The 26,103-nt window shown below is 30.3% G+C and carries 29 protein-coding genes, 2 pseudogenes, 1 riboswitch and 1 other annotated feature; of the genes and pseudogenes, 4 read left to right on the top strand and 27 right to left on the bottom strand.

The features are described from left to right. Positions 1 to 12: 12 nt before the first annotated feature. From BN854_RS01435 to gap, 15 genes and pseudogenes are all read right to left on the bottom strand, one after another. Positions 13 to 963, bottom strand: a complete 951-nt coding sequence (locus tag BN854_RS01435) for a CTP--phosphatidate cytidylyltransferase (protein ID WP_026655694.1) — start codon at positions 961 to 963, stop codon at positions 13 to 15. Then, a complete protein-coding gene (uppS, locus tag BN854_RS01430; RefSeq protein ID WP_026655683.1) occupies positions 960 to 1,637 on the bottom strand; it encodes a polyprenyl diphosphate synthase in 678 nt (225 codons plus the stop codon). The genes BN854_RS01435 and uppS overlap by 4 nt, the downstream gene beginning before the upstream one ends. A 163-nt stretch (positions 1,638 to 1,800) precedes the next feature. After that, positions 1,801 to 2,355: a ribosome recycling factor gene (frr, locus tag BN854_RS01425; protein ID WP_026655675.1), complete on the bottom strand. Its 555-nt coding sequence runs from the start codon at positions 2,353 to 2,355 to the stop codon at positions 1,801 to 1,803. 2 nt (positions 2,356 to 2,357) lie between these two features. Beyond that, positions 2,358 to 3,071, bottom strand: a complete 714-nt coding sequence (gene pyrH, locus BN854_RS01420) for a UMP kinase (protein WP_026655668.1) — start codon at positions 3,069 to 3,071, stop codon at positions 2,358 to 2,360. A 22-nt stretch (positions 3,072 to 3,093) separates the two neighbouring features. Then, positions 3,094 to 3,969: a translation elongation factor Ts gene (gene tsf / locus BN854_RS01415; protein WP_026655661.1), complete on the bottom strand. Its 876-nt coding sequence runs from the start codon at positions 3,967 to 3,969 to the stop codon at positions 3,094 to 3,096. 80 nt (positions 3,970 to 4,049) lie between these two features. Beyond that, positions 4,050 to 4,187, bottom strand: a complete 138-nt coding sequence (locus BN854_RS07970) for a Rho termination factor N-terminal domain-containing protein (RefSeq protein WP_231854662.1) — start codon at positions 4,185 to 4,187, stop codon at positions 4,050 to 4,052. Positions 4,188 to 4,325: 138 nt separating this feature from the next. Further along, positions 4,326 to 5,072, bottom strand: a pseudogene (gene rpsB / locus BN854_RS01410) (30S ribosomal protein S2); the annotation flags it as partial. Positions 5,073 to 5,226: 154 nt separating this feature from the next. Further along, positions 5,227 to 5,670, bottom strand: coding sequence for a dUTP diphosphatase (gene dut, locus BN854_RS08085; RefSeq protein WP_231854661.1), 444 nt, complete (start codon positions 5,668 to 5,670; stop codon positions 5,227 to 5,229). Positions 5,671 to 5,781: 111 nt separating this feature from the next. Then, positions 5,782 to 6,189 (bottom strand): annotated as a pseudogene (locus tag BN854_RS08080) (NUDIX hydrolase); the annotation flags it as partial. Next, positions 6,161 to 7,105: a tyrosine-type recombinase/integrase gene (locus tag BN854_RS01400; protein ID WP_026655642.1), complete on the bottom strand. Its 945-nt coding sequence runs from the start codon at positions 7,103 to 7,105 to the stop codon at positions 6,161 to 6,163. The pseudogene BN854_RS08080 and the gene BN854_RS01400, both read right to left, overlap by 29 nt. Continuing rightward, positions 7,095 to 8,378: a methylenetetrahydrofolate--tRNA-(uracil(54)-C(5))-methyltransferase (FADH(2)-oxidizing) TrmFO gene (gene trmFO, locus BN854_RS01395; protein ID WP_026655636.1), complete on the bottom strand. Its 1,284-nt coding sequence runs from the start codon at positions 8,376 to 8,378 to the stop codon at positions 7,095 to 7,097. The genes BN854_RS01400 and trmFO overlap by 11 nt, the downstream gene beginning before the upstream one ends. Before the next feature lie 55 nt (positions 8,379 to 8,433). After that, positions 8,434 to 8,946: a folate family ECF transporter S component gene (locus tag BN854_RS01390; RefSeq protein WP_026655628.1), complete on the bottom strand. Its 513-nt coding sequence runs from the start codon at positions 8,944 to 8,946 to the stop codon at positions 8,434 to 8,436. Between the two features lie 42 nt (positions 8,947 to 8,988). Then, a riboswitch (THF riboswitch) is annotated at positions 8,989 to 9,083 on the bottom strand. A 12-nt stretch (positions 9,084 to 9,095) separates the two neighbouring features. Continuing rightward, the gene (locus BN854_RS01385; RefSeq protein WP_331707315.1) at positions 9,096 to 9,776 is read right to left on the bottom strand and encodes a uracil-DNA glycosylase; all 681 of its coding nucleotides are present in this window, start codon (positions 9,774 to 9,776) and stop codon (positions 9,096 to 9,098) included. Next, positions 9,733 to 10,248 carry a signal peptidase I gene (locus BN854_RS07380; protein WP_026655619.1) on the bottom strand — a complete coding sequence of 172 codons (516 nt, stop codon included), beginning with the start codon at positions 10,246 to 10,248 and terminating at the stop codon, positions 9,733 to 9,735. The genes BN854_RS01385 and BN854_RS07380 overlap by 44 nt, the downstream gene beginning before the upstream one ends. A gap of 87 nt (positions 10,249 to 10,335) precedes the next feature. Then, positions 10,336 to 11,346: a type I glyceraldehyde-3-phosphate dehydrogenase gene (gap, locus tag BN854_RS01375; RefSeq protein WP_026655613.1), complete on the bottom strand. Its 1,011-nt coding sequence runs from the start codon at positions 11,344 to 11,346 to the stop codon at positions 10,336 to 10,338. A 243-nt stretch (positions 11,347 to 11,589) separates the two neighbouring features. On the opposite strand from gap, the gene BN854_RS01370 reads away from it, so the two are divergent. Next, on the top strand, positions 11,590 to 12,144 hold the full coding sequence (locus BN854_RS01370; RefSeq protein WP_026655606.1) for a CYTH domain-containing protein: 555 nt from the start codon (positions 11,590 to 11,592) through the stop codon (positions 12,142 to 12,144). Positions 12,145 to 12,243: 99 nt separating this feature from the next. Here the strand turns inward: BN854_RS01370 and spx are convergent, their stop codons facing one another. After that, a complete protein-coding gene (spx, locus tag BN854_RS01365; protein ID WP_026655599.1) occupies positions 12,244 to 12,690 on the bottom strand; it encodes a transcriptional regulator Spx in 447 nt (148 codons plus the stop codon). A 156-nt stretch (positions 12,691 to 12,846) separates the two neighbouring features. Here spx and pepF point away from each other — a divergent pair, with 156 nt between their 5' ends. From pepF to BN854_RS01350, 3 genes are all read left to right on the top strand, one after another. Continuing rightward, positions 12,847 to 14,610: an oligoendopeptidase F gene (gene pepF / locus BN854_RS01360; protein WP_026655592.1), complete on the top strand. Its 1,764-nt coding sequence runs from the start codon at positions 12,847 to 12,849 to the stop codon at positions 14,608 to 14,610. 8 nt (positions 14,611 to 14,618) lie between these two features. Beyond that, positions 14,619 to 14,797, top strand: a binding site (T-box leader). 56 nt (positions 14,798 to 14,853) lie between these two features. After that, entirely contained in the window at positions 14,854 to 15,849 is a 996-nt protein-coding gene (gene trpS, locus BN854_RS01355) for a tryptophan--tRNA ligase (RefSeq protein WP_026655587.1), read from the top strand. Between the two features lie 37 nt (positions 15,850 to 15,886). After that, on the top strand, positions 15,887 to 16,714 hold the full coding sequence (locus BN854_RS01350; RefSeq protein ID WP_026655581.1) for a patatin-like phospholipase family protein: 828 nt from the start codon (positions 15,887 to 15,889) through the stop codon (positions 16,712 to 16,714). 61 nt (positions 16,715 to 16,775) lie between these two features. Here the strand turns inward: BN854_RS01350 and ald are convergent, their stop codons facing one another. The 11 genes from ald to rpsP form a co-directional block, all read right to left on the bottom strand. Then, positions 16,776 to 17,876, bottom strand: a complete 1,101-nt coding sequence (gene ald, locus BN854_RS01345) for an alanine dehydrogenase (protein ID WP_026655573.1) — start codon at positions 17,874 to 17,876, stop codon at positions 16,776 to 16,778. Positions 17,877 to 18,007: 131 nt separating this feature from the next. Then, positions 18,008 to 18,343, bottom strand: coding sequence for a VOC family protein (locus BN854_RS01340; protein ID WP_026655567.1), 336 nt, complete (start codon positions 18,341 to 18,343; stop codon positions 18,008 to 18,010). A 198-nt stretch (positions 18,344 to 18,541) separates the two neighbouring features. Continuing rightward, positions 18,542 to 20,068: a glutamine-hydrolyzing GMP synthase gene (gene guaA, locus BN854_RS01335; protein WP_026655560.1), complete on the bottom strand. Its 1,527-nt coding sequence runs from the start codon at positions 20,066 to 20,068 to the stop codon at positions 18,542 to 18,544. Beyond that, positions 20,058 to 21,185 carry an IMP dehydrogenase gene (gene guaB, locus BN854_RS01330; protein WP_026655552.1) on the bottom strand — a complete coding sequence of 376 codons (1,128 nt, stop codon included), beginning with the start codon at positions 21,183 to 21,185 and terminating at the stop codon, positions 20,058 to 20,060. Before guaB ends, guaA begins: the two co-directional genes overlap by 11 nt. Before the next feature lie 139 nt (positions 21,186 to 21,324). Beyond that, the gene (gene tyrS, locus BN854_RS01325; RefSeq protein WP_026655544.1) at positions 21,325 to 22,563 is read right to left on the bottom strand and encodes a tyrosine--tRNA ligase; all 1,239 of its coding nucleotides are present in this window, start codon (positions 22,561 to 22,563) and stop codon (positions 21,325 to 21,327) included. 231 nt (positions 22,564 to 22,794) lie between these two features. Then, positions 22,795 to 23,787, bottom strand: coding sequence for a LacI family DNA-binding transcriptional regulator (locus BN854_RS01320; RefSeq protein ID WP_026655537.1), 993 nt, complete (start codon positions 23,785 to 23,787; stop codon positions 22,795 to 22,797). A 189-nt stretch (positions 23,788 to 23,976) separates the two neighbouring features. After that, complete coding sequence (rplS, locus tag BN854_RS01315; RefSeq protein ID WP_026655531.1) at positions 23,977 to 24,336, bottom strand: 50S ribosomal protein L19; 360 nt, start codon at positions 24,334 to 24,336, stop codon at positions 23,977 to 23,979. Positions 24,337 to 24,392: 56 nt separating this feature from the next. Next, the gene (gene trmD / locus BN854_RS01310) at positions 24,393 to 25,121 is read right to left on the bottom strand and encodes a tRNA (guanosine(37)-N1)-methyltransferase TrmD (RefSeq protein ID WP_026655524.1); all 729 of its coding nucleotides are present in this window, start codon (positions 25,119 to 25,121) and stop codon (positions 24,393 to 24,395) included. Further along, positions 25,118 to 25,594 carry a ribosome maturation factor RimM gene (gene rimM / locus BN854_RS01305; RefSeq protein ID WP_157868336.1) on the bottom strand — a complete coding sequence of 159 codons (477 nt, stop codon included), beginning with the start codon at positions 25,592 to 25,594 and terminating at the stop codon, positions 25,118 to 25,120. Before rimM ends, trmD begins: the two co-directional genes overlap by 4 nt. Before the next feature lie 5 nt (positions 25,595 to 25,599). After that, the gene (locus tag BN854_RS01300; RefSeq protein ID WP_026655506.1) at positions 25,600 to 25,848 is read right to left on the bottom strand and encodes a KH domain-containing protein; all 249 of its coding nucleotides are present in this window, start codon (positions 25,846 to 25,848) and stop codon (positions 25,600 to 25,602) included. Positions 25,849 to 25,865: 17 nt separating this feature from the next. Beyond that, entirely contained in the window at positions 25,866 to 26,102 is a 237-nt protein-coding gene (rpsP, locus tag BN854_RS01295) for a 30S ribosomal protein S16 (RefSeq protein WP_026655498.1), read from the bottom strand. Between the last annotated feature and the right edge of the window lies 1 nt (position 26,103).

Below are 26,103 nucleotides of genomic sequence, written 5' to 3'. Positions count from 1 at the left end.
TGTAATTAATTTTTAGACTGGGAAAATTGTTTGAATCCCTAAAATGATTCCAACAAATAATAAAGATATAAATAAGATTGAGTCGAATCTGTCCATTACTCCACCATGTCCAGGAAAGATAGTTCCAAAATCTTTTATTTCATAAGTACGTTTGAATTTAGAGGCTACTAAATCACCAATTTGTGCCCCAATAGATCCAAGTAACGTTATTGGGACAACAACTAAAAATTGTAGCCATAATGGCTTTTGTCCTAAACTAGAAAAACCATCAAAAATCGTTTTCCAACCTTCTTTATTTAGCCACTCTCCTAAAAAGATATCTGAAGGAAATAACTTACCATAAAAGATTGCAAAAGATGAGGCAACCACTGTAGCTATGATTGTTCCTCCAATTGCACCCTCCCAAGTTTTTTTAGGGCTAATATGGGGAATCATTTTATGTTTTCCAAACTTAATTCCAATAAAATAAGCAAAAACATCTGTAAATGTACTGATCAACACAACATAAACTATCACTCTAACTCCTAAAAAGCGTAATGCAGAAATTGCTGCTGAACCCATACCAATATAGGTAATAATAGTTAATGATTTTCCTACATCTTTAGGTGTAAATTCTTTTACAAAAACTAGAAGTGATAAAAGAGAAATAATCGTTAACATTAAGATTGCCATATGATTAATTTTCCACGATGCTAAAGGAAGATTAGAAAAGGCAGACCATTCTGTTCCTAAACTTAGAAAAGTGTTAATAAAGGTAAGTACTGTTAAAGCAATTATAACTACTTTTGTTGCGGTACTTATCTTTTTTTCTTTTTCATACATATTAATAAACTCTAATGATGCCCCAAAAACAAAAAGCCCCATCATAATTTGGAAGATAATAAAAACAGACGGTGAGTTAATTGCTACAATTGGTGTTAAGACTAGTAGCATTATTAACCCTGTGATAATTCTTTTTTTCATTTATTTAATCCTCCAAATCTTCTATTTCGTTTACTATATGTTTTTAAAGCTTTATTCAATTCTCTTTTATTGAAAGAAGGCCAATGTTTTTTAGTGAAATAAAATTCAGCATAAGCATTTTGCCATAATAAAAAATTAGAAAGTCTTTGTTCTCCACTCGTTCTAATAAGTAGATCAACAGGTTCTTTTATCATTAGATTTTTTTCTAATTCTTCTTGTGTAATTTCTTTCATCTTAGAAATAGCCGTTAGTAATTCATCATAAGCTCCATAATCTAATGCAACAATCAATTTAAGCCCAGTGTTTTTAGATGTTTTTATCTCAAGTTCTTCTATAGTCTTAAAAAGTTCTGTTGGAATTCTATCTTTTCTTCCTGCAAAACTGATTTTGATATTTGAATGGATGATTTTATCTTTATTTTTATGAATCATCTCTATTGGTTTAGACATTAAATAATCTACTTCTTCTTTAGGTCTATTCCAGTTTTCAGTGCTAAACGCATATACTGTTAATTGTTCTAAGTTTAAATCATTCGCATATGTTGCTATTTTAGCTAAATTAAGCCCACCATTATAGTGTCCCAATGTTCTTGGTAAACCTCTTCTTTTAGCCCATCTACCATTACCATCTAGGATAATCGCAACATGTTTTGGCATGTTCTTTATTTTTAGCATGCTTATTATTCCTCTTTTATATCTATCTACTTTTATAATGTCTTACATATTATAACATTTTTTGTTAGTTTTCATATATGGTTTATCTATTTAGATAAGTGTTTTTTATATTTTTAAGTTTAATTAAAGAAAAAAACCAGTAAATACTGGTTTCTATTTAATGTTATATTTTTAATAGTTCGTCTGACTTTTCTTTTGCAAGTTCATCAATACGTTTAACGTATTTATCAGTTAATTTTTGAACATCTTCTAAATATCCTTTTTCATCATCAACTGTAAGTTCTAATTTTTTAATTTGATCATTACCATCTCTACGAACATTTCTAATCGCTACCTTAGCATTCTCAGCTAATTTATCAACATCTTTAATTAAAGCTCTTCTTCTTTCTTCTGTTGGTTGTGGGAATGTTAATCTAATCCCAGCACCATCATTTTGAGGAGTTACTCCTAATTGAGATGCTAATATTGCTTGTTCAATGCTTGATAATAAAGAACTATCAAATGGTTTGATATAGAGTTGATTTGAATCTGAAAGGCTTACTGAAGACACTTGTCTTAATGGTGTATCTGTTCCATAGTAATTAACAAATATTCTATCTAAAACAGCAGGATTTGCTCTACCAGTTCTAATATTTGCGAATTCATGAATAGCAGATTCTTCACTTTTAGTCATTTTTTCTTCTATTTCTATTAATAGTAAATCAGCTTGTTCAGTCATGCTTATACCTCCGTTGTTACTACAGTTCCAATTTTTTCTTTTAAAACAGCTTTTTTCATGTTACCAGGTTTATTCATATTAAAAACGAGTATATCAATGTTATTTTCACGGCATAATGAAGCAGCTGTTGAGTCCATAACTTCTAGTCTTTCTTCAAGTATACGTGTATGGCTTAATCTTTCTAATAATAGGGCATCTGAAAATTTACGTGGGTCTTTATCATAGACACCTTCTACTCCATTTTTAGCCATTAGTATTGCGTTAACATCTAATTCAGCACCTCTTAGTGCTGCCGCTGTATCTGTAGAGAAATATGGTGAACCTGTTCCTCCAGCTAATATGATAACACGTCCTTTTGAAAGGTGTCGTAATGCTCTTCTTCTAATGTAAGGTTCTGCAACAGCAGCAATCGGTAATGCTGTCATAACTCTTGTTGCTGTTCCAGCAGCTTCTAAGGCATCTTGTAATGCGAGTGCATTCATAATGGTTCCTAGCATACCCATATAATCAGCTTGGGCACGGTCCATTCCTAGTTCTTCTCCGGTTTTTCCCCTCCAAAGATTTCCTGCTCCAACTACGATTGCTATTTCAACACCTAAATCTTTGATTTCTGTGATTTCTTTTGCAATTTCATTTACAGTCTTTGGATCTATTCCATAAGCGTTAGCACCTTTTAATGCTTCGCCACTTAATTTTAAAAGCACTCTGTTATACATTTTCAAAATACCTCCGTTAAAATTATTTTTTAAGTTGTGCTGCTACTTCATCTGCAAAGTTTTCTGATCTCTTTTCGATTCCTTCGCCAACTTCTAAACGTACATATGATACAATAGCAGTTTTGCTATCTTTTAAGTATTGACTTACTTTAATATCTGGATTTTTAACGAATGGTTGATCTAGTAAACAAATGTCTTGTAAGAATTTGTTTAAACGACCTTGAATCATTTTTTCAACGATGTTAGCAGGTTTTCCTTCTGCTAATGCTTGTTCTGTTAAGATATGTTTTTCATGTTCTAAAGTTGCTGCATCTACTTGTGATTGATCTAAGAATCTTGGGTTGTTTGCTGCAACATGCATTGCTATATCTTTTGCTGCTTCTTCATTTTCTGGATCTAATAATGTTAACACTGAGATTCTTCCACCCATATGTTTGTATGAACCGAATCCTTGTGCATCTGTTTTAACTATTCTTTGAACTCTTCTTAAAGTAATTTTTTCTCCAATAGTTGCTGTTGCGTCAGCTAATAATGTTTCAACATTTTTCCCATCAACTACGATAGCTAATGCTTCTTCAGTATTTGTTGCTTTTGATGAAAGTATAATATTTCCAACATTATCTAATAATTGTAAGAATTGTGCATTCTTTGATACGAAATCTGTTTCAGAGTTTAATTCATAAATTACTGCTTCGTTATTTGAAATAACTACGTTTGTTAATCCTTCCGCAGCTATTCTATCTGCTTTTTTAGCAGTTTTAGCAATACCTTTTTCTCTTAAGTATTCGATTGCTAAAGTGATATCTCCGTTTGTTTCTTCTAAAGCTTTTTTACAATCTAACATTCCAGCTCCAGTTTTTTCTCTTAATTCTTTAACCATTTGTGCAGTTACTGCCATTTTAGTTTCCTCCTTATTTTGTGTGATTCCTATAGTTATGTTTTTTTGTAAATAAAAGGGATGAATGCATCCCTTTTAGATTATTTTTGTGAAGTTAATAATTCAATAAGTTCTGCTTTTTTAAGTGTTGAATATCCTGATATTCCACGTTCTTTAGCAAGTGCCTTTAATGCAGTTACAGTTAACGCTTCAAAATCAGTTGTTGCTTCTTTTTTCACTTCTTTAGCTGGTTTTACTTCTTCTTTTTTAGGTTCATCTTTTTTTACTTCTTTAGCTGGTTTTACTTCTTCTTTTTTGAATTCTTCTTTTCTTACTTTTTTATTTTGGTCAAAATTGTTATTTTCTTTATTAGCTGGTTTTTGTGGTCTGTCAGTTCTTGGTTGTCTTGTTGGTTGTTCTTCATCTTCAAATTTTTCAACTACTCCACCTTGTGCTTCAATAACAGCATTTGCCATTACCCAAGTAACAAGTTTTACAGCACGGATTGCATCATCGTTTGCTGGGATTACATAGTCTACTAAGTCTGGATCACAGTTAGTATCAACAATACCAAATACTTTGATTCCTAATCTACGAGCTTCTGCTACAGCGATTTCTTCTTTACGTGGATCAACTACGAAAATTGCTTGTGGAATATCTTTCATGTTTTTGATTCCGCCTAAGAATTTTTCTAGTCTTTCGCGTTTACGTTCTAATTGAGCAACTTCTTTTTTAGGTAATTTTGCCCAGATTCCATCTTCTTCTTGTTTGTATAAATCATGTAATAATTTAATACGACGACGGATTGTCTTAAAGTTTGTTAAAGTTCCACCCAACCATCTATGGTCAACATAGTATTGTCCAGAACGTGCTGATTCTTCTTTTACAGCTTCTTGTGCTTGTTTTTTAGTACCTACGAATAATACTGATCCACCATCAGCAACAATTTGGAATAAAGCTTGGTAAGCTTTTTCTATTTCTTCTGCTGTCTTCTTTAAATCAATGATATGAATACCATTTCTTGATGTAAAGATGTATGGAGCCATTTTAGGATTCCATCTTCTTGTTGCGTGTCCAAAATGAACACCTGATTCTAATAATTGTTTCATTGAAACTACTGCCATTTTAAATTCCTCCGTTTTTTGTTTTTTTACCTCTGCGTAACTTGGAAATATCCACTTGAAATTACTTCAAGCACTTGAATATTTAAACATTACGCATGTGTATTTAAATAGCCTTTATTAATATACCATATTTAATGGTCATTTGCAAGCAACATTATTTATTATCGCTACTTCCAAAGCCACCATTTCTATCTCCATTTGCTAAATCATCGTTGGTAGTATGAAACTTTTGAAAAATGCCTTGGGCAATTCTTTCACCTTTTTGAATTTCAACAATTTCATTAGAAAAGTTATATAGTGGTATAAAAATATGTCCTTCGTTATTTTTATTGCCATAATAATCGCTATCAACAACCCCAACATTATTAGCCATCATCACTCTTTTTTTAATTGCTAAAGAAGATCTTGGGTAAATGAACAATGCTTCTGTTTCTGGAAAACAAGCTTTAATTCCTGTTGGAACAAGTTTGATTTCTTGTGGCATGAGTTTAACATCTTCTGCTACTTCAAAATCATAACCTGCACTTTTTAAAGTTTGTCTTTTTGGAAGATGTATAGATTGCTCTTTATATGTTGAAACAACTTCAAAGTATCTTATTTCTTCTTCTAATATTTTTCTTAAAACAGCATTTTCTCTTTTTAAAACAGTCTTTAATCCTTGTTTTTGATGATTATCATCTTGCATCACTTGTTCATTGTGTAAAATTGCTTCTCTCACATCTATCCAAACTGTTTTAAGTCCTTGTGATAATTCTCTTTTAATATGTTTAGGTTCTCCAAATGATTCAACTTTACAAATATAATATAACGATGTTTGTTCATATACTGATTGTGTGCCATTAATACCATATCTTAGTTCATCTATATAGCCAAATGATTTAACTATTTCTAAGTCGTTGGCCCCAATTTCTTCTGCTAGTTCTCTTTTTAAAGCCATTATTTCATTTTCGTTTTCTTTTTTCCCACCACCAGGGAATGTATAATCATTAAAAAGTTCTGAGTAAAGTAAAAGGACTTTATTTTTATTTAAAATAATCCCTCTGACAGTTGTTCTCTTTTTTCTTGGTGATTCAAATAAGATGTTATCTTCAATAATCTGATGTGTTATTTTTCTCATTTTTTTGCTTTACCATCCTTGGGTGTGTATGTTTATATTTTTCTTTTATAATTTCGCTTGAAACGTGTGTATATATTTGAGTTGATTTTAAATGTGCATGTCCTAAAAGTTCTTGAACAACTCTTAAATCAGCTCCATTATTTAATAAAGCAGTCGCAAAAGCATGTCTTAACATATGAGGGTGGATATGATGCGTTTCTCCTGATTTTTTAATAATATCGTTAAGAATAACCCTTAATCCTCTGTCTGTAAGTACTGTTCCTTTATAATTAATCAATAGAATATCTGTTTCAGTTTCTTTTCCTTTTGATAATAAAACAGGTCTAATATATGTTAAATAATGTTTGATTTCTTCAGTTAAATGTTTGTGCAAAGGGACATAGCGATCTTTATTTCCTTTTCCATGTATTAAAATCTGCTGGTTAGAAATAAAAATATCTTTAACACTTAAAGTTGTTAATTCACTTGCTCGTAACCCGCAACTATACAATAGATCTAAAATAAGATAATTTCTATAGCCTAAAGGTGTTTTTGTATCTATTGATTTAAATAAATAATTTATTTCAGGCTCTTCTATAATTTTAGGTAGTTTTTTATTTATCTTTGGAGCATTAATAAGTTGAAATACATTTGTTTCAATATAATCATTTTCTAATAGATATTGATAAAATGTTCTTAACGAAGAAATTTTTCTAGCAATACTTGTTTTTTCAAATCCTTTTTCATCTAGAAAAGAAATATAATTTCTAGCTAATCGTTCTCTTCTAACACCAAGTAGGTTTTCTGCTAATTCTTCATTAATAATGAAGTTCTCAAAATATTTTATGTCATCAATATAACTTATAATAGTATGTTCTGAATAATTTTTTTCAACTTCCAAATACTGTTTGAATACTTCAATAATATTACTTTTCATCTAAATATACCTTTAAGGCATTAATTGCTCTATCATGGTATAACTGTTTTCTGTCTTTTTTCTTATGTTTTTCTTCTAGTTGGTCTAATAAACCTAAGTTAGCATTCATAGGCACAAACGATTTATTTGGAGTAGAAATATATCTTGCCATTGCCCCAATCATTGTATCTTTTGGTAATGGTTTGAACTCTTCTTTTTTTAAGTATGATAAAACGCTTAATGCTGCAACCAAACCGCTTGCTGCACTTTCTACATATCCTTCAACACCACTAATTTGTCCTGCGAAAAACCAATTAGGTGTATGTTTTACTTGATAGCCTGAATTTAATATTTTAGGACTTTCTAAATATGTATTTCTATGGATAACCCCATAACGTAGAATCACAGCATTTTCTAATCCTGGTATCAATTGAATAATGCGTTTTTGTTCAGGCCATGTTAATTGAGTTTGAAATCCTACCATATTATACATAGTCTTTTTAGCATCATCTTGTCTTAACTGAACAACTGCATGATATCTTTTGCCTTCATGTTCAAGCCCTACTGGTTTTAAAGGTCCAAAAGTTAAGGTTTCTTTGCCTCTTTGTGCCATGACTTCAATTGGCATACAACCTTCAAATACATTATTTTCAAAATCCTTAGGAATAACTTTTTCTGCCTTCATTAATTCATCATAGAAAATGTCATATTCTTCTTTTGTCATAGGACAGTTAATATAGGCTGCTTCACCTTTATCATATCTACTTTTGAGATACGCTTTTTCCATATTGATACTTTCAGCACTAATAATTGGCGCAACCGCATCAAAAAAGTGTAGGTCATCTAAAGCAACTTTTTGATTAATGACTTTAAATAAGTTGTCACTAGCTAAAGGACCAGCAGCAATAATCGTTACTTCATCTGGGTTTAACTCTGTAACCTCTTCATTAAATATTTCAATATTAGGGTGATTCTTTATTTTTTCTGTAATATAATCTGAAAAATAGGTTCTATCTACTGCTAGACTAGATCCTGCTGGTACTTGAAACTTAAGTGCTGATTCAATGATTAAAGAACCTAACATTTGCATTTCTTCTTTTAACATCCCTACTGCGTTTAAAGGGTCATTAGATCGTAATGAATTAGAACATACAAGTTCTGCAAACTTATTTGTTTGATGGACTGGTGTTTTCACTTTATTACGCATTTCATATAGTTTTACTTTAATTCCATTTTGAGCTAAATGATAAGCAACTTCTGAACCTGCTAATCCTGCTCCTATTATTTTTACCATTCTATCACCAAATTAATTATAACATTTTTTTTAATTAAAAATAAAAAGGATATTTCTATCCTTCTAAAAACATATCATAAACTGGGATGAGTCGCTTATTCAATATGATGACAAGTATACTTAATAATGCTACATTAGCAGGGATTAAAATACTTCTTAATAAAAGTCCACTTAAAGCAACATTTTTAGAAATTTCTATATACATGGCAAAAGTGTTTGCGGTGGTTGCGAAAAGGTGGGCAATAAAGATACTAATAATAATTTTATACTCTTTAGATTTATAGTTAGCTATAATCCCAGGTATAAAGCCCCACATTGCTGCTGATAAGGCAAAAATGATAGCATAATTACCTCGGGGTGCTAAGTAAAATCCTATATAATCACTAATAAGACCTGCAGCTAATCCATAAAATGGATTAATAAATAAACTAATGATAATAAGCGGTAAGGCAAAGATAGGTAATCCAAACTGATTACCGGGGATAATTGCCTTAACTAAAACATCTAAAATAATCGATGCCGCTGTTAAAACAGCAGTCAAAGTTATTTTTCTTAAATTTCTTTTCATAAAAAAAGACCTCCTATTTTAGAGGTCCACTATAATCTAACTTACAGCGGACAAATAGAAAAACCGCCACATATTATGTGTTCGTCCTAATCAAACATCCCATGATTAGGCACTTAACGCTTTACTATTACTCTGTAATTATTATTATATCATTTTTCAAGATGCCAATCAATTATAGAAATTTTATTTTTCATCAAGTATTCATTGGTTTTAGAAAAAGGCTTAGAACCAATGAAACCTCTGTAAACAGATAAAGGCGACGGATGGGCTGATTTTATAATGAGACTGTTTTTATTTGTAATCCATTTTTCATAAGCCTGAGCTTGTTTACCCCATAAAATATAGACAAGATAATCTTTTTTATGCAATGATGCAATCATATTTTGTGTGAAAGTTTCCCAACCTTGATTCTTATGGGAATTTGCTTCATCTTTTCTAACAGTTAAAACGGTATTTAATAAAAGCACTCCTTGATTTGCCCAGTCAGTTAAATTGTTGGTTTTAGGTATTTCAACATTTAAATCACTTTTTAACTCTTCAAAAATATTTTTAAGACTGGGTGGTCGTTTATCGCTTAAACTACTAAAAGCTAATCCATGGGCTTCATTTTCTCCATGGTATGGATCCTGGCCAATGATAACAACTTTGACTTTTTCATAAGGTGTTTCCTCAAAGGCTTTAAACCAATTTTCTTTTGAAGGGTAAATAGTATACTTTTTAAGTTCTTGTTCTAAAAATAGATCAAGATTCTTAAAATAATCTTTTTTCATCTCAGCTTCAATCAGTTTATTCCACATCTTTTTTCTTCCTTGTAATAATATATGAAACATAAATCCATCCAGCAATAACTACTACAATTGTGACAAGAAAGACAGGATGAAATAAGAAGGCAATCTTATGTGTAGGAAATACAATACTTACTTTACCAATAACATCGGAAAAGACAATATCTCTATCCCAATTATCATAAGTTCCACCATTGTTATCACCAATAGTGTATATAATTTCATTTTCTATTTTTCTAATACGATGTGTTACAGATATTTCCTTACCATTTTTTCTAGCATAAAATGTAATAACATCTTTTTCTTTCAAATCTTCAAATTTACTTACTTTAGTAACTATAATCAGATCGTTGGTCATAATTTGAGGTTCCATACTACCAGAAACAATTCTGTACCAATTAAACCCTACATAGCTAACTATTTTTTTAGGCGCTACAATATTTAATAAAACCATAAGTGCTAAAAAAAGTATAACTATATAAGAAAAATATTGTCCAACTCTTTTGGCTATCTTCAAAAAAATCACATCCTTTAGATTATATTATACATTATAAAATAAAAAAGAAGCTTTATAAAAAGCCTCTTTCTTCTTAATAAAAACGAATTATTTAATTAATGATGCAAGTTTTCCAACAGTTCTTACTAATTGTGCTGTATAACTCATTTCATTGTCATACCATGACATAACTTTAACGAATTTAGGATCTTCTTTTAAAATTTGTGTTGTATGAGCATCATATAATGAACCATAATGAGAACCAATAACATCACTTGAAACAATTGGATCTGCTACATAAGCTAAAGTTTCGTTTGCAGCTTTCTTGAATGCAGCATCTACTTCTGCTAATGTAACTTCTTTTTTAAGTTCAACAGTTAAGTCAACAACTGAACCAGTAATTGTTGGAACACGTAAAGCAGTTCCATCTAATTTACCTTTTAATTCAGGAATAACTAAAGCGATTGCTTTTGCAGCTCCTGTTGATGAAGGAATGATGCTTTGAGCAGCAGCACGTCCACGACGTGATAAGATTCCTTTTTTGTGTGGTTGATCCATTAATGATTGGTCGTTAGTGTAAGCATGAACTGTAGTCATGAATCCTTTAACGATTCCAAAGTTATCGTTTAATACTTTAGCAATTGGAGCTAAACAGTTTGTAGTACATGAAGCACCACTTACAATATCTTCGTCTCCTGTTAAAGTATCATCATTTACGTTAAACACGATTGTTTTTACATCGCCTGTTGCTGGAGCACTAATAACTACTTTTTTAGCTCCTGCTTTTAAATGTAATCCTGCTTTTTCTTTATCAGTGAAGAATCCTGTACATTCTAATACAACATCTACACCTAATTTACCCCAAGGTAAGTTTTGTGGTTCTTTTTCTGAGAATACTGGAATTTTTTTACCATCAACAACAATTCCATTTTCATCATTTGAGATACTATCTGTTTTGTAAACACCTTGTGCAGTATCATATTTTAGTAAATAAGCTAATGTTTCAGCATCTGTTAAATCGTTAATCCCAACGATTTCATATCTGCTGTCTTCATTCATTAAACGAAAAGCTAATCTTCCGATACGCCCGAACCCATTAATTGCAACTTTAATAGACATATTAAATTCCTCCTAAGTATTTGTTCTATTTCATGTATATTTTATCATAAGGATTTATAATTGCACATAGCAAGCTAGAAGTAAACGTTTACATTTTATCGCAAGTTTCGTTAACTAGACTTTTTATACCTTATATTTTTGAATCTATAAAAAATTCATTTTTTTATCTCTATAAAACTTGAATAATTGTGCTTTCGCTTGCTTTTTCTATCAAAATAATAGATAATAGGGTAGGTGATGAAATTGAAGAAAAATATTGAAATTGAGTTTAAAACTGCTGTTTCAGAAAAAGTCTATCAAGACTTATTAGAAGAGTTTGGTTTAGAAAGTAATGTTTTTAAACAAACTAATTATTATTTTGACACTGACACTCTAGATTTGAATAAACAACAAATTGTTTTACGTATTAGAAAAAAGGGTAATGACTACTATAAAGTCACTTTAAAAAGTCAAAGTGATCATGGTGCTTATGAATACCACGTTTTATTAACTCCTGAACAAGCGAATGAAATGCTTGAAAATGGTTTTAATACAAAAGATTTTTTCGATCACGTAGATTACTTTGTTACGTTTAAAACAAGCCTAGATAATTTAAGAGCTAGAACACCTTATGAAGTCGGTACTCTATTTTTTGATAGATGCGACTACTGTGGTATCACTGAATATGAAATAGAATATGAAGTAGATAATTTTGAAGAAGGTAAAGTTGCTTTTAATCAATTTTTAGAAAATCATCAAATTGAATTTAAACCTACAAGAAGAAAAAGTGATCGTGCTTTAACTTGTATTGTTAAATAAAAATTATTTGCTCTGGATTTATTCCAGGGCTTTTTTTTATCTTTATTTAAAGAGCATAAAAAAAGAACTTATTGATATAAGTTCTTCAATCTTTTAATGTTATTTAGCGTCGTTATTAAAATATTGTTCCAACACTGTTTGATATTCAGAGTCATCTTCTTTATAAATATTGCTACTCATAATAAAGTCTCTTAATTTTTTAGGAATGAATACTCTGATTTCTTCATCGTTATATCCAACTTGCATTCTTTTTTCATCAACAATAATAGGTCTTTTTAAGATACTTGGATTATCAATAATGAAATTCTTTAATTCACTTACAGACATATCTTCAACATCTAAATCTTTTTCTTTAAATATTTTAGAGCGAGTTGAAATAATATCATCAAATCCATTTTCAGCATGTTCAAGCATCATATCAATATCAAAATTACTTATTCTGTGATTAAAAAGATTTCTTTCTTCATAAACTACATTATGCTCGTCTAACCACTTCTTAGCTTTTCTACAAGATGAACAACTTGGTGTTGTATAAATGGTAATCATATACTACACTCCCTTCCTTAGAAGTAAGGATCTTCATACCTATATTATATGCCTTTATATCACATTTTTCAATAGTTGTTTGCTTTTTTGCTTTTAATTCTTATAAACTCGCGTATAATAGATACTAATCAAAAAGAATAAAGGAGCTTATTATTTATGCAAAAATGGGACTTAACTTACTTTTATCCAAGCGATGATGCTTGGGAAAAAGATTACGAAATATTAGAATCTATGATTAACCATTTTGAAACTTTCCAAGGAAAACTAAATGAATTTGACACGTTTAAAGCTTATCACCTATATGAAGAAAAATTCATAACTTTATTATACAAAGTTTATCCTTATGCTCACCTTGGTTCAGACTTAAATTTAAAAGATTCAGTTAAAGGAAACCAAAACCAAAGAGTTGGTTTACTATTATCAAAATTAGGACAAAAAACTTCTTTCGTTAGTCCTGAAATTATTTCACTTGGTGAAGAAAAAGTAATTAGTTGGGCAAAAAACGATGACTTTTTAAAAGCTTATGTTTTTCCATTTGAAAAATTATTTAGAGGACAAAAACATGTTTTATCTGAATTAGAAGAAAAAATTCTTGCTAACTACAGTTCAATTAGATCCATACCAACTCAACTTTATCAATCTTTATCAATTATTGATAGAACAGATGAAGAAGTTACTTTATCAAATGGTAAAAAGGTTTTAGTTTCAGCTGCTTCATATCGTGCCTTAATTGAAGAAAGCGAAAATCCAAGTGACCGTCAATTAGTATTTGAAGCATTATATAAACGTTATAAAGATAACAAATCTGCTTTCGCTAATACTTATAACCTTGTTTTACAACAAAGAGCTGCTAGTTACAAATCAAGAAACTATGCTTCTTCTTTAGAAGCTGCCCTTGATGGAAATAACATACCCGTTTCAGTTTTCCATAATTTAAAAGATGTTGTTTATGAAAATACTGACTTAATTAAACGCTATATTAATTTACGTAAAAAGCATTTAAATCTTGAAACTTATCATACATATGACAGATTCTTAAAATTAGCTAAAAGTGATAAAAAATACACGTATGCTGAATCTAAAGAATTATTCTTTGAATCAATCAAACACTTTACTCCAGAATTTGTGGAAAAACAAAAAAGTGCGGTTGCAGATGGATTTGTTGATGTCTTACCTCAAGACGGAAAAAGAACAGGGGCTTACTCATCAGGCTTTTACGGACATCATCCATTTATTTTATTAAACCATAATGAAACATTAGACTCTGCATTTACATTAGCCCATGAAGCAGGTCACAGTGCACATACCTTATTCTCAAATGAAGCTAGACCTATGGCAATTGCTGACTATACAATCTTTGTTGCTGAAATTGCTTCCACTTTCAATGAACATGCTTTATTAGACTATATGCTTAAAAATGTTACTTCTAAAAATGAACGCATTGTTTTATTAGAATCCGCAATCGACGGTATCTTAAGTACATTCTATCGTCAAACATTATTCGCTACTTATGAGTATGAAGCAAACAAACTTGTTGAAGAAGGAAAACCAATTAACGCTGATGCTCTATCAAAAATTATGATTGATTTATATAAACATTATTATGATTTAGATATCGCTAAAGAAAATGGGAAAGAATTAGTTTGGGCTTATATACCCCATTTATTCCATACACCATTTTATGTTTATCAATATGCTACTTCATATAGTGCTTCACTTAAAATATATTCAGACATTAAAAACAATAAACCTCATGCAATGGAAAACTATTTAGGTTTATTAAAATCAGGTGGTTCAGATTATCCAGTTAATCAAGCTAAAAAAGCTGGTGCTGATTTAACTACTAAAGATACTTTCTTAGCAGTTATTACTCGCTTTAAAGAATTATTAGATTTACTTGAAGAAACTTTAAAAGCGTGATATACTAAAAATAGACGTTGACAAAGAAAAGTAAGAAAAAGTATTATACTAGAGACTTAAGGGTTGGTGAAACTTAAGATAAACTTTTACTGAAAATTGGGCCTTTGGAGTCTATAAAAATTTTAACTTAAAGCGCTAGAATTTATTCTAGAACTAAGGTGGCACCGCGAATTCATTCGTCCTTAGATTTATTTCTAAGGGCGTTTTTTTATTTAAAAATACATTAAAAGGAAATGATATATTATGAAAAGACTTGTATCAGGTATTAAACCAACTGGTGAAATTACACTAGGAAACTACATTGGAGCTTTAAAACAATTTGTTGATTTACAAAACACTTTAAAAGACACTGAATTTTTTATTTTTATTGCGGACTTACATGCAATCACAGTCCCTCAAGAAAAATCAGAATTAAGAAAAAAAATTAAAAGCATTGCTGCTATTTACTTAGCTTGTGGGTTAAATCCAGAAAAGGTTAACTTATTTATTCAATCTGAAGTCATTGAACATGCTTATCTTGGCTATATCATGGAATCTAATGCTTATGTTGGAGAAATGGAAAGAATGACTCAATATAAAGACAAAAAGGTTAAACAAGAAACTGGTATTAGAACATCTCTTTTAACTTATCCTGCGTTAATGGCTGCGGATATTTTAATGTATGATGCTAATATTGTTCCAATCGGAGAAGATCAAACTCAACATTTAGAATTAACTAGAACAATAGCTAATCGATTTAATAATTTATATGGTGATACATTTATCGTTCCAGAAGGATTTACCCCTAAAACAGGAGCTAGAATTAAATCCTTAACTGATCCTAGCAAAAAAATGTCTAAAACAGAAGATAACCCAAAAAGCTATGTACTTCTTTTAGATGATTTAAATCAAATAAAAAATAAAATTAAAAGTGCCGTTACAGATTCAGATACTAAAGTATATTATGACTTAGAAAATAAACCTGGAATTAGTAATTTGCTTACTATTTATGCTTCACTAAAAGACTTATCTATCAAAGATACAGAAAATCTATTCAAAGATAGTTCATATAAAGAATTTAAAGAAAGTGTTGCTGATGTAGTTGTTGAAGTCATTAAACCTATTCAAGAAAAATATAAAACACTTATCAATAGTAAAGAATTAGATGACATATTAACACTAGGTGCACAAAATGCTAGAATCATTGCCGAAAGAAAAATTAAAAAGGTAAATCAAAGAATTGGTTTAGGAAGAAAATAGAGTATAATTAAATAAAAGTCTAAGTAAGGTGATTATGATGTCTAAAGTAGGTTTAGCCCTAGGTGGCGGCGGGGCAAAAGGAAGCTACCAAATTGGAGTTTTAAAAGCACTATCTGAATATGGTTTATTAGACCAAGTTAAAATAGTATCCGGTACTTCTATTGGTGCATTAAATGCTACTTTAGTCATGGGGAAAATGCCATATGAACATATGGTAGATTTTTGGAAGTCCATGACCAATTCTACTATCTATAGCAGTTTAGTCAGATATAAAGATGATAGATTAGGTTTCTTTGACCAAACCATTATGTATAAACAACTCATTAAGCAACAAGACATTGCCTATGTTAAAGAAAGCCCAATAGAAGGCTATGTTGTCTTATCTAAAACTTCTAGCCAAAGAATGATCACACAACTCAATAAAAAAATAGTTGAATCTAAAATCGTTCATTTAAATAAAATCAAAGACCCTTATAAATATGTTTTAGCCAGTGCTTCTGTTCCTATTATATTTGGCCCAACTAAAATCGGTGAAGACTTATTTGTAGATGGAGGATTAGTAGATAACTTACCTGTTGAAATTTTAATTAAAAAAGGCTGTGATATTGTCTTTACAGTTGGCTTAAGACCAGATTACTCTTTTGATACCTTTAAAGATAATAGTATTATCATAGATTTTTCTCCACCTCAAAAAATAGGAAAAACTATTTTAACTATGTTAAATTTCAATCCTAAATATATAGAAGATAGAATCAAAATGGGATACACTTATACCAAGCAAGTATTAGACTCACTCATAGAAATCAATGTTATTTCTGAAAATCTAGAATTTGATTTATCTAAAAAAGGTGTTTATAGACTATAACTTAATATTTTTTAATAAAAAAAACTGTAAAGCTCTAAAATAGAACTTTACAGTTTTTAATTTATAGTTCACTAAAATTAAGTTTTAATGATCTTGCTACATTTTCATTAACAACTTTACCATTAATGATATTCGCAGCTGTTTTAATTTCATCACTTTGTTCTAAGGCATTTTCAATTCCTAATTCAGCAATTAAGGATATATACTTAAAAGTTGCGTTATTTAACGCTTCTGTTGATGTTAATGGTACAGCTCCTGGTATATTAGCAACACAATAATGCAAAATACCATCTACATAAAATACCGGATCATCATGTGTTGTCACTCTACTTACTTCAGTTGAACCACCTTGATCAATTGCAACATCAACAATCACACTACCAGGTCTCATTTTTTTATAATACTTTCGCTTGATTAGTTTAGGTGTTTTAAGCCCAGGTAAAGAGATTGCCCCAATAACTAAATCTGCCTTTGTGATTGCTTTTTCTAAGTTATCTGAATCACTATATAAAGTCTGGATTCTATTTTGATAAATATCATCTAAAACACCCAGTTTTTTAATGTCTACATCAAGAATCGTCACATTAGCACCAAGACCAACAAGCATTTTTAAAGCATTTTCTCCAACGTTACCAGCACCAACGATAACTGCATTCGCTCGCTTAACGCCAGGAAGACCAGATATCAATATCCCACTTCCACCTTTTGCTTTTTGCAAATACTCAGAACCTATAATAGCACTCATACGCCCTGCGATACTACTCATTGGTTTCAAGCATGGAAGCTCTCCATCTTTGGTCGTTAACGTTTCATAAGAAATAGCATTCGTTCCTTTTTTTAATAATTCCGCAGTTAATTCTTTATGTGCAGATAAATGCATATAACTAAATATTGTCAAATTGCTTCTAAAATATTTAAATTCACTTTCAATAGGTTCTTTAACCTTTATTAGTAACTCAACTCTATCCCAAACTTCTTTGGCTGTTTCTATAATTTTAGCGCCAGCTTCTAGATATTCTTCATCACTAATTCCAGAATTAACTCCTGAACCTTTTTCAACTAATACCTCATGTCCTTGTTCAACAAGCTCATATACATTGCTTGCAGTAAGCCCTACACGGTATTCATTATTCATCATTTCTTTTATTGTGCCTATCAGCAAATAATCACTCCTTTTTTATTGTATTTGTTTATTATACCATAAAAAGGTCATTTTGTGATAGAAAACCAGAGCTTACACATACTAAAAAGAATTTAATTTAATAATTTTTGAAAGATTTTACCACAAATATTTCACTTGAATGAGCAGATTTCTAATCTATTACCATCTAAATCAAAGAAAGCAAAATGATCTACGCCATCACTTTTAATTTCAGTAACTTCTACAAATTTTTCAGTTAAATATTGATGCGTTGCAAAAGCATCATCAACAAAAAAATTAAAAGTACTAAACTTTTGATTTATTTGATCTTTGTTCTGGATTAATGTAAGGTATGTTTCTCCTAGTTTAAAAGAAACATATCCTGGATAATCCAACGCTACTTTTAACCCTAGAATCTCCTTGTACCAATTCACCGATGCCTCCATATTAGAAACATATACAAATGCAGTGTCAATTCTTTTAAACATAGAATTCCTCCTAAAGATATTTTTTACTAATTATATCATACTAAAAAAATTAAAAATACAGCTTCTTTATAATTAGTAGTCAAATCTACCTGTCTGTCAAACTGCAATTTAAATACTAATAATTTTTTAATAAAAAATTCTTTTAATTTACCATGAATCCTCACAAATAGACTTCAGGATGGTATTTAATGTGTTTCGTTACTCCCACTCAATTGTCCCTGGTGGTTTAGAAGTAATATCATATACTACTCTACCAACACCTCTTACTTCATTAATAATTCTTGTTGAAATCACTTCTAGTATTTCATATGGAATATGAGCAAAAGCCGCTGTCATGCCATCTACTGATGTTACTGCTCTAATTGCTAAAACATTTTCATAAGCGCGTTTATCACCTTTAACCCCTACAGTTTTGATAGGAGTTAAAACTGTGAAATACTGCCATATTTTACTATCTTGTTGATATCTTTTTATTTCTTCTCTTAAAATATAATCACTTTCTTGTACGATAGTGATTTTTTCTTCTGTTATATCTCCTAAAATTCTAATACCTAACCCAGGTCCTGGAAACGGTTGTCTTTGAACAATTTCATCACTTAAACCTAGTTCTTTTCCTAATTGTCTCACTTCATCTTTAAATAAAGTATTTAAAGGTTCAATAAGCTTAAATTTAATATCTTTAGGAAGTCCTCCAACATTATGATGTGATTTAATCGTTTCTGCATGTTTAGTTCCTGATTCTATAATATCTGTATATAGTGTTCCTTGTGCTAGAAATTTAGCATCTTCTAATTTTTTAGTTTCTTCTTCAAAGACTCTAATAAACTCAGTACCTATAATTTTTCTTTTAGTTTCAGGATCAGTGATACCTTTTAATTTAGTTAAAAATCTTTCTTTAGCATCTACAACTACCAAATTCATTTTAAACTCATTTTCAAATACTTCTTTAACACTTTTAGCTTCATCTTTTCTTAATAATCCATGATCAACAAAAATACATGTTAATTGAGCTTTAATCGCATGGTTTAAAAGTGCCGCAACCACACTACTATCAACTCCACCTGATAGTCCTAATATAACTTTATCTTCTTTAATCGTTTCTTTTATCTTTTTTGTTTCCTCTTTAATAAAAGTTTTCATAGACCAAGTTCTTTTAACATCACACTTATCTATAAAGTGAGATAAAATATCTTTACCATATTCAGTATGATTCACCTCAACATGATACTGAATTCCATAAAGTGGCTTATTTATATGTTCCATCATAACAGTTTGTGTAAGTGAGCTTTTAGCTGTTGTCTTAAAATCTTTTGGAACTTTTACTACACTATCATCATGGCTCATCCATACATTAAATGATTTAGGTAATTCTTTAGTTAAAGAGCTATCTATAATATCAATTTTTGTTAATCCATATTCCTTTTTATCACTTTTTGTTACAGTTCCACCTAACAAACTAGCCATAAGTTGCATGCCATAACAAATACCTAAAACAGGAATATCTAATTCAAAAATTGTTTTATCTATACTAAAGCTATTTTCTTCATAAACAGAATGTGGCCCACCTGATAATATAATCCCTTTAATTGTCTTATCACTTTTGATTTTTTCTAAACTTATTTCATGTGAAACTAATTCGCTATAAACACCTAATTCTCTAACTCTTCTCACAATGAGCTGATTATATTGGCTACCAAAATCTAAAACAATAATTTTATCTTCCATGATAGTTAGGTGCCTCCTTCACATGGATAACATCATGAGGATGACTTTCTTTTAATCCAGCTGATGTTATTTCCACAAATAAGGCATTTTGTTTCATTTCAAGGATACTTCCACATCCACAATATCCCATACCTGATCTTAATCCACCCATCATTTGATAAATCACATCTTGGATTGAGCCTTTAAATGCTACATTAGCTTCAATCCCTTCTGGAACTAGTTTTTTCAATTCCTTAACTCCACCTTGAAAATATCTATCACTAGACCCTCTTTTCATCGCGGATAAAGAACCCATCCCTACATAAGATTTTACTTTTTTACCTTCTATTTCAAATACTTCTCCTGGGGATTCAACAGTTCCTGCAAGTAAACCACCTAACATAACACAATCAGCGCCTGCAGCAAGCGCTTTAGGAATATCACCAGAAATTTTTATCCCGCCATCTGCTATAATGCCAATTTCATATTGTTTAGCAACTTGATACACATCATTAATCGCAGAAAGCTGTGGCACACCAACTCCTGAAACAACTCTTGTTGTACAAATTGAACCCGGGCCTACTCCGACCTTTAAACAATTAACTCCAGCATAGATAAGATCGATTGCTGCTTGTGCTGTAACAATATTTCCCCCAATAATATCTAATTCAGGATAGGTTTTTCTTATTTCTTTTATTTTATCTAAAACACCTTTGGAATGACCGTGTGCACTATCAACCGCAACCACATCAACTCCAGCTAAGACTAATGCTTCTACTCTTTCTAAAGTATTATCACTAATTCCAACTGCAGCGCCAACTCTTAAAAACCCTTTTTCATCTACTGTTGAAGTCTTTGAATCCCCTTTAATTGATTTGACCTTTTTAATTTCTAATGCTTGTTCTTCGATGCTAAGGTTTTTATGAATAATACCTAAGCCACCTAGATTTGCCAGAGCAATTGCCATATCACTTTCTGTAACAGTATCCATTGCTGCTGATAAAACGGGTATTGCTAACTTAATCTTTTTTGTTAACTTTGTTTCTAATGAAACATTAATCGGAACTACTTTAGAAAACTGTGGAACTAATAATAAATCATCAAATGTATAACCTTTTTTCAAAACTTTTCCATTCATGTGTTTATACCTTCCTTTATATATTGTTGCTATTCTATCATAGTGTCCAAACACTTTCAAGGTTATTTATAATAAAGTCTATAACTTACTTGTATAAAATAAAAATGACCATATATTATGATCATTTTATCTATATTAACTATTTAAAAATAATAATAGCACTCTTTTTCTTTCCACGCTTAACTACTATGAATTGATTGAATTTAGCCATATCTTTTGTAACTATAAATTCAGGATCAGTCACTTTATCATCGAATAAAGATACTGCGTTACTATTAATAAATTCTCTTGCTTCTCTGTTTGAACTTGCAAGTTTCAAATTTTTTAATACTTCTACAATATTTAATGATTCTTCTAAATAAATGTGATCTAAACTATTAGATACTAATACAAAATCTGTTTCTTCTAAGTTATTGAAATCTCCTGTAAATAAAGCTTCTGTAACTTTTAATGCTTGTTCGTATGCTTTTTTGCCATGCATTAAAGTAACAACTTCTTTAGCTAAAGTTTTTTGAGCTAATCGTTTTTCTGGTTCAGTTTGCATAGATGCTTCAAGTTCCAATATTTCTTGTTTAGATAATAAAGTTAGTGTTTTTAAGTAATTAACAATATCTTTATCCGCTGTATTTAAGAAATATTGATATATTTCATATGGGCTTGTTAAGTCTTTATCTAACCATAATGCGCCACTTTCACTTTTTCCAAATTTATTACCATCTGATTTTAATAACAATGGTGAGCTCATACCCATAGCATTATTTTCACCTATAACTTTTCTTATAAGTTCTAAACCACTTGTAATATTACCCCATTGGTCTGATCCACCAAATTGTAATCTTACATTATTATGTTTATATAAGTGTAAAAAGTCAATTGACTGAATAATCATATATGAAAACTCAGTAAAAGAAATACCTGTATCAAGTCTTTTAGCTATTGTATCTTTAGCTAACATATAATTTAAATTAAAGTGTTTCCCAAAATCTCTTAAAAATGAGATTGTATCTATTTTAGAAATCCAATCATGATTATTAACAAACTCTGCTTTATCTCCTAAAAAATAAGATAATTGTTTCTTAATTTTCTCAGCATTATATAAAGACTTTTCTAATGTTAATAGTTTTCTTTCTGTTGTTTCTCTAGGATCACCAATTAATCCTGTTGCCCCACCCACTAATACTACTGGAGTGTGTCCATATTTTTGCAAAAACATCATTCTTACTATTTGTACTAAATGTCCTACTGTTAATGATTCTCCTGTTGGATCATACCCACAGTAAAACTTAACTTTATCTTCATCAAGAGCCTTTTTTACTTCTTCTTCGTTGCTGACATCTTTAATCATGCCTCGCCATTTCATTTCTTCAAATACTGACATTTTATATTCCTCTTTCCTTTATTAAATAAAAAACCTTAGATAGTTAAAAAACTACCTAAGGACGAATGATCGCGGTACCACCTTAGTTCTATAACCAATGTTATAGCACTTACTTATTTTTTTGTCTCTTTTAGTGTAATTCATCCCTTGTTTTCTCTTTACTCACACCTGCCGTAAAGTCTCTTTTTAGGTTTACAAGTTCTTACTGTCTAACGTCACTGACTATTTAATTTATGTTGTTTGTCTTTCCATAATATAGTGTGGTAAGATAACTCTAATATTTTCTACTTCTTGATTATTCATTAATTTAGTTAAAAGTCTCATTGAAACTGCACCAATATCATATACTGGAATATCAATTGATGTTAACTGTGGTCTTGCTAAAACTGCATATTTTGTATTTTGGAATCCCGCAACTTTTAGCTCTGATGGTACTTTTTTACCATTATCTAATGCAGTATTCATAAATGAAACCGCAATTGAGTCTCTTACAGCGATTGCTCCATCAACGTTTTTATCAGCAAAGAATGTTTCAAAGTGAGGTTTATTAATACTTGTGTCTCCACTTGTTCTAATAACTTTAGGTTCTAAATTAGACTCTTTCATTGCCTTTGTATAGCCTTCTTCTTTTTTATCATTAACTGAATAACGACGTGCTGTTGTTAAGAAGTACAAATCTTTAGCGCCTTTTTCAATAATATTTTTAGTTAGTTCGTATCCTGCTTTATAGTAATCAATACTTACTGTTGGAACACTTGGATCATTTGTTACAACATTAGCAAATACAAAAGGTATGTTATTATCTAAAAACATGCGTTTAATTAAATCTACATCTTTATCGTTTAACTCATCGTTTAAATATAGAATTCCATCAACTTGTTCTGCGACAATATTTTGTAAGGCATCTAAAACATCTGAATCCTCTGGGATTGCAAACATTTTAATTGAATATTTATATTTTTGAGCAATATCAGAAATACCACCAAGCATTTGCGCAACTGAAGCACGAGTTATATCAGATATAACTACACCTACAGTAGTTGTTTTTCTACTAGCTAAACCACGAGCAATCACATTGGGTCTATATCCTAATTCTTTAATTACTTTTAAAACACGTTGTCTTGTTTCTTCTTTTACTTTTTCTGGGTTATTTAAAACTCTCGATACGGTTGCTAAAGAAACACCAGCAGCTCCTGCCACATCATAAATTGTTGCACTACTCATAATTTCCACCTCGCAAATCACCTTCATTATAACATAAGATGTAAGGGTATTCAATAATTATGAAAATATTTACATAATGTTTTCATTAGTATTTTCGTTAAATAAACATATTCTTTATTATTTTTTACTTCTCGTTAAAAAAACACATTAGGTTTCATCCTAATGTGTCTTTCTAATTTATTATTAAAATTAGTTTCTTCTTTCTTTAATTCTAGCTGCTTTAGCAGATAAAGAACGAATATAATTAAGTTTAGCACGACGAACGATACCAAAACGAGCTACTTCAATTTTGTCAATCGCTGGTGAATGTAATGGGAATGTACGTTCAACACCTACACCTGATGATACTTTACGAACTGTAAAAGTTTCAGAGATTCCTCCACCTTGACGTTTGATAACTAAACCTTCAAATAACTGAATACGTTCACGGTTACCTTCTTTAATCTTAACGAATACTTTAATAGTATCCCCTGCATTGAAGTTTGGAACTTCTTTTAAGTATTTTTTAGTTAATTCATTAATTAATGCATGACCTTTTAATTTAGACATTTTCTTCACTCTCCTACTACAATGTTCTTATCTTGTCGTGATAGCGGACCATCGTGTTATTTGTTTGTTTCTTTTTTTATTTTTTCAAGAATCTTTAATTCTTCTTTTGTTAGTTGTTTCTTTTCTAGCAAATCAGGTCGTTTAAGATACGTTGTTCTTAAACTTTCTGTTTCTCGCCATTTCCTAATATTTTCGTGATGCCCTGAAAGCAACACCTCAGGAACTTTATGATCTTTATAATTTTCTGGTTTTGTATACTGTGGGTATTTTAAAAGTCCATTTTGATGTGAATCTTCTAAATAGGAAGACTCGTTAATGACCCCTGGTAAAAGTCTAGTGATAGCATCTACTATAATCATAGAAGCTAATTCTCCACCAGTTAGAACATAATCTCCAATTGAGATTTCATAATCAACATAATCTAAAATTCTAGCATCTATACCTTCATAGTGTCCACATAATATAATTAAGTGTGACTCAGTTTGTGCATAGTGGGTTGCTACTGTCTGATCAAATACATTTCCTTGAGGAGATAACATAATGATTTTGCTGTTATCTGTTTTTATCTTTTGCAAGCATTCATAAAATGGAGGGAATGTCATAAGCATGCCAACGCCACCGCCATAAGGGGTATCATCGATTTGTTTATGCTTATTTAAACTATAATCTCTTAAATCATGAATATTCACAGTAAGTTTGCCTTTTTCAATAGCCCTTTTAACAATTGATGTTTCTAAAAAACGATCAAAAAAGTCTGGAAATATTGTAATAATATCAACAATCATTTTAATAAACCTTCGATTGGTTTAATAATAATTTTATCATTTGTAACATCACTAACAAATTCTTTTCTAAAAGGTACTAAATTTTTATTATCATTGTTCTTTATTTCTAAAAGATGACCTTGTGGAACTTCTAGGACGTCTGTAACTACTCCTACATAATCATTGGTATCAGTATAAACTTTTAGTCCAATTAATTCTAGGAAATGATAAGTATCTTCTTCAGTAATTTCATATGCTTCATCAGTGAAAACATCTTGTCCTTTAAATGTCATAACGTCATTTAGCGAACCATAGTTTTCAAAAACGATAAGCAACATTTGTTGTTGATCCCTTATGCTTTTAATTTTAAGTTTTATGCCTTTAATATAAACTTCTTTACCTTCTTCAAAACGATCAAAATCTGTTTCAGGTTTAATCTTTAATTCTCCACGGACACCATGTGTATTTATAACCCTACCAATTTTTTGCATCATAAGCATTAGAAAGCATCAATCTCAAGATGGATTTTTCTACCTTCTTTAGCTGCTCCTGCATAGATAATAGTTCTAATAGCACTTGCTATTTTTCCACCTTTACCTATCACTCTACCTAAATCGGCTTCATGGACAACTAATTGGATATTAATTATTTCTTCATCTTCAGATAAGATTTTTACTAAAACAGCGTCCGGGTGAACTACTAATGGCATTGTAATTGATTTAACTAGTTTTTCAAAATTAATTGCCATTACACTCATCCCCCTTTTTATTTAAGATTGTATTTTTTAAATAAACTTCTTACAGTTTCAGTTGGTTGTGCTCCATTTGAAATCCATTTTTGTACTTTATCATTATCAAACTTTACAACACCATCAATTGGTTCATAAGTTCCTAGAATTTCTAAAAATTTTCCATCTCTTGGTTTAGTTGACTCACTTGCTACGATACGGTAGAATGGTCTTTTATGTGCACCAAAACGTTGTAAACGAATTTTAACTGCCATG

This window comes from Alteracholeplasma palmae J233 (assembly GCF_000968055.1).
Classification (GTDB): domain Bacteria; phylum Bacillota_I; class Bacilli_A; order Acholeplasmatales; family Acholeplasmataceae; genus Alteracholeplasma; species Alteracholeplasma palmae.
Note: the sequence above shows the minus strand (reverse complement) of the source record. Positions and strands in the feature narration are given on the sequence as shown.